General features: G+C 69.2%; 3 protein-coding genes and 1 pseudogene. 3 read left to right on the top strand and 1 reads right to left on the bottom strand.

Going from position 1 to position 2,891, the window contains the following annotated elements:
* Nucleotides 1–551: L,D-transpeptidase (locus tag MBTS_RS22885; RefSeq protein WP_192216564.1), on the top strand; the 551-nt coding region annotated here is incomplete at its 5' end.
* 85 nt (nt 552–636) lie between these two features.
* Here MBTS_RS22885 and MBTS_RS22880 read toward each other — a convergent pair.
* Entirely contained in the window at nt 637–984 is a 348-nt protein-coding gene (locus MBTS_RS22880; protein ID WP_192216563.1) for a DUF6460 domain-containing protein, read from the bottom strand.
* 252 nt (nt 985–1,236) lie between these two features.
* Here MBTS_RS22880 and MBTS_RS22875 point away from each other — a divergent pair, with 252 nt between their 5' ends.
* Both MBTS_RS22875 and MBTS_RS22870 read left to right on the top strand, forming a co-directional pair.
* Entirely contained in the window at nt 1,237–2,199 is a 963-nt protein-coding gene (locus MBTS_RS22875; RefSeq protein WP_056150015.1) for an alpha/beta hydrolase, read from the top strand.
* A gap of 6 nt (nt 2,200–2,205) precedes the next feature.
* Nucleotides 2,206–2,826 (top strand): annotated as a pseudogene (locus tag MBTS_RS22870) (DEAD/DEAH box helicase); the annotation flags it as partial.
* Nucleotides 2,827–2,891 lie beyond the last annotated feature (65 nt).

The following is a 2,891-nucleotide window of genomic DNA, read 5'->3' as shown; positions in this document are numbered from 1 at the left end:
CCCAGTGGGGCACGGTGGCTAAATTGCAGCCGAAGGCGACCTGCGCGCGCTGGATCGCCGACATCTGCGGCACGGCCGAGGCCATCGGGTCGGCCGTGCCGCAGATGTCGGCGATCCAGCGCGAGCAGGTCGCCTTCGGCGGCAATTACGCTCCCGGCACCATCGTGGTCTCCACGGCCGAGCGCCGGCTCTATTACGTGCTCGGCGGCGGTCAGGCCCTGCGCTACGGCGTCGGCGTCGGTCGTCCCGGCTTCACCTGGGGCGGCACCCAGACGATCACGATGAAGCGGGAATGGCCCGATTGGCGTCCCCCGGCCGAGATGCTGCGCCGTCGCCCCGACCTGCCGCGCTTCATGAAGGGCGGCATCGAGAACCCGCTCGGCGCCCGCGCCATGTATCTCGGCGGCTCGATCTACCGCATCCACGGTTCCAACGAGCCGGAGACGATCGGCACCGCCGTGTCGTCGGGCTGCATCCGCATGACCAACGACGACGTGGCCGATCTCTACACCCGCGCCAAGGTCGGCGCGAAGGTCATCGTCCAGCGCTGATCGTCTTCGACACGCGTCGAATTGAAAAAGGCCGGCGGAAACGCCGGCCTTTTTCATGTCCCTCGGTAGAATGCGGTCCGCCTGCCTATTTCGAGACCGACAGGAACCGCGACAGCAGCCAGAGCGGCACCACCACCACGGCACCGGCCAGGATCCAGCGTCCGAAATCGTGGAAGGTCTCGAACCCGAGGTCGATGAGCGCGCGGCCCGCATCGTAGATGTGCCAGAACAGCAGGCCGGGCGTGATGCCCAGCGTCGCCATGATGGCGCCGACGAGGATGGACAGGAACAGCAGCTTCACCAGCACCGCCATGGGCGAACCGCCGAGGAAGCGCCGCAGGGCCGAAAGCGGTTGTCCATCGGAATAGCCACTCCCGACGGGGGGACGGCCCTGGTAGGGTCCCTGTCGGCGCGGGTCGTTGTCGACGATCATGCTGTCATCCTCTGGCCGTGATCCGACGGCTGAACTCTTTCGGACATATGGGGCCTCATCGGCGTCTCTGAAGCCGGCGAACCCGGCGGAAGCGTGACCGATGCGACACACCCGAACGAAACCGTCTGTCCATTGGGGCGTTAGGCCGTTTCGCGCCGGCCCTGCGACTGGCATCGGTGCGGGCTTCGCCCACATTCGACGCGCCAGCCCGAATGCCGCTTCGGCCCCACACTGGATGAGACGAACCGTTCCATGATCGACCACGCCCTCTTCGACCCGGCGACGATCGATCCGGAGACCCACCGCCTCAACGCCGAGATCGTCGCGGCCCATGCGGCCCAGGCCGATCCCTGGTCGATCCCCCTCTCCGAGGTGCGCGCGCGCCGCCGGCAGGGCACCCAGGCCTCGCCCGCGATGCCGCGCAGCGCCCGCGCCGAGACGGTGGTCATCGACGGCCCCGACGGGCCGCTGTCCCTGAGGCTGATCCGCCCCGACGCCCGGAAGTGGAAGAAGCTGCGCGGCGCCTATCTCCACATCCACCGCGGCGGCTGGGTATGGGGTGCCGCCGACGAGCAGGATCCGTGGCTGGAGCGGATCGCCGATGCCTGCGGCTTCGTCTGCCTCTCCGTGGAGTACCGCCTCGCCCCGGAGCATCCCTATCCGGCGGCTTTGGAGGATTGCGAGGCGGCGGCCCTGTGGCTCGCCGGTCCGGGCAAGGCCGAGTTCGGCATCTCGGCGCTCACCATCGGCGGGGAATCGGCGGGCGCGCATCTCGCCGTGATGACGCTCCTGCGCCTGCGCGACCGGCACAACCTGCCCCGCGCCTTCCGCGGCGCCAACCTCAATGCCGGCTTCTTCGATCTCGGCCTGACGCCCAGCGTCCGCAACTGGGGCGAGACCCGCCTCGTGGTGAACACCCAGGATCTCACCACCTTCGCCAACGACTACGTGCGCGACGGCATCGACCGGCGCCGCCCCGACGTGTCGCCGCTCTATGCCGAGCTGAAGGGCCTGCCCCCGGCCCTGTTCTCGGTGGGCACGCACGATCCGCTGCTGGACGACACGCTCTACATGTCGTCGCGCTGGGCGGCGGCCGGCAATGGCGGCCATACCGCCATCTATCCCGGCGGCTGCCACGTCTTCGTGCGCTATCCCGGCGCCATGACCGAGCGCGCCCTCGAACTGATCGACCGGTTCCTCATGGCGCTCGCCTGATGACTCTTGCCTGAGGGCTCCCTCCCCGCGCGGTTCGAGGCCTGGTTCGCCTCGCGCGGATGGGCACCCCGGCCGCACCAGACCGAGTTGCTCCGGATCGTCGGCGACGGGCGCTCGGCCCTGCTGGTGGCGCCCACGGGGGCGGGCAAGACGCTGGCGGGCTTCCTGCCGAGCCTCGTCGCCCTGTCCGAGCGCCCCCCATCGCGAAAAGCGCGGGGGCTCCACACCCTCTACATCTCGCCCTTGAAGGCGCTCGCCGTCGACATCGCCCGCAACCTCGAAGCGCCCATCGCCGAGATGGGCCTGCCGATCCGGGTCGAGACCCGCACCGGCGACACCCCCTCGCACAAGCGCACGCGCCAGATCGAGCGCCCGCCCGACATCCTGCTGACGACGCCGGAACAGCTTGCCCTGCTCATCGCCCATCGCGAGGCGGCCGAGCTCTTTGCGAACCTCTCCTGCGTGGTGCTCGACGAGTTGCATGCGCTGGTCACCTCGAAGCGGGGCGACCTGCTGTCCCTCGGGCTGGCGCGGCTCCACCGCCTGAGCCCGAACCTCACCGCCATCGGCCTCTCCGCCACGGTGCGCGAGCCGGACGATCTGCGGCGGTATCTGGTGCCGCAGACGAGCCATCTCCGATCCCACGAGACCGGACTAGGACTCGGATGCCGTCTTCTGCTTGAATAAAAAAA

Source organism: Methylobacterium bullatum, from assembly GCF_014845095.1.
Lineage (GTDB): Bacteria > Pseudomonadota > Alphaproteobacteria > Rhizobiales > Beijerinckiaceae > Methylobacterium > Methylobacterium bullatum.
Note: the sequence above shows the minus strand (reverse complement) of the source record. Positions and strands in the feature narration are given on the sequence as shown.

What these genes read in the sequence shown, in the direction of transcription:
- MBTS_RS22875 (WP_056150015.1), top strand. Translation starts at nt 1,237, where the DNA reads ATGATCGACCACGCCCTCTTCGACCCGGCGACGATCGATCCGGAGACC.
- MBTS_RS22880 (WP_192216563.1), bottom strand. Translation starts at nt 984, where the DNA reads ATGATCGTCGACAACGACCCGCGCCGACAGGGACCCTACCAGGGCCGT.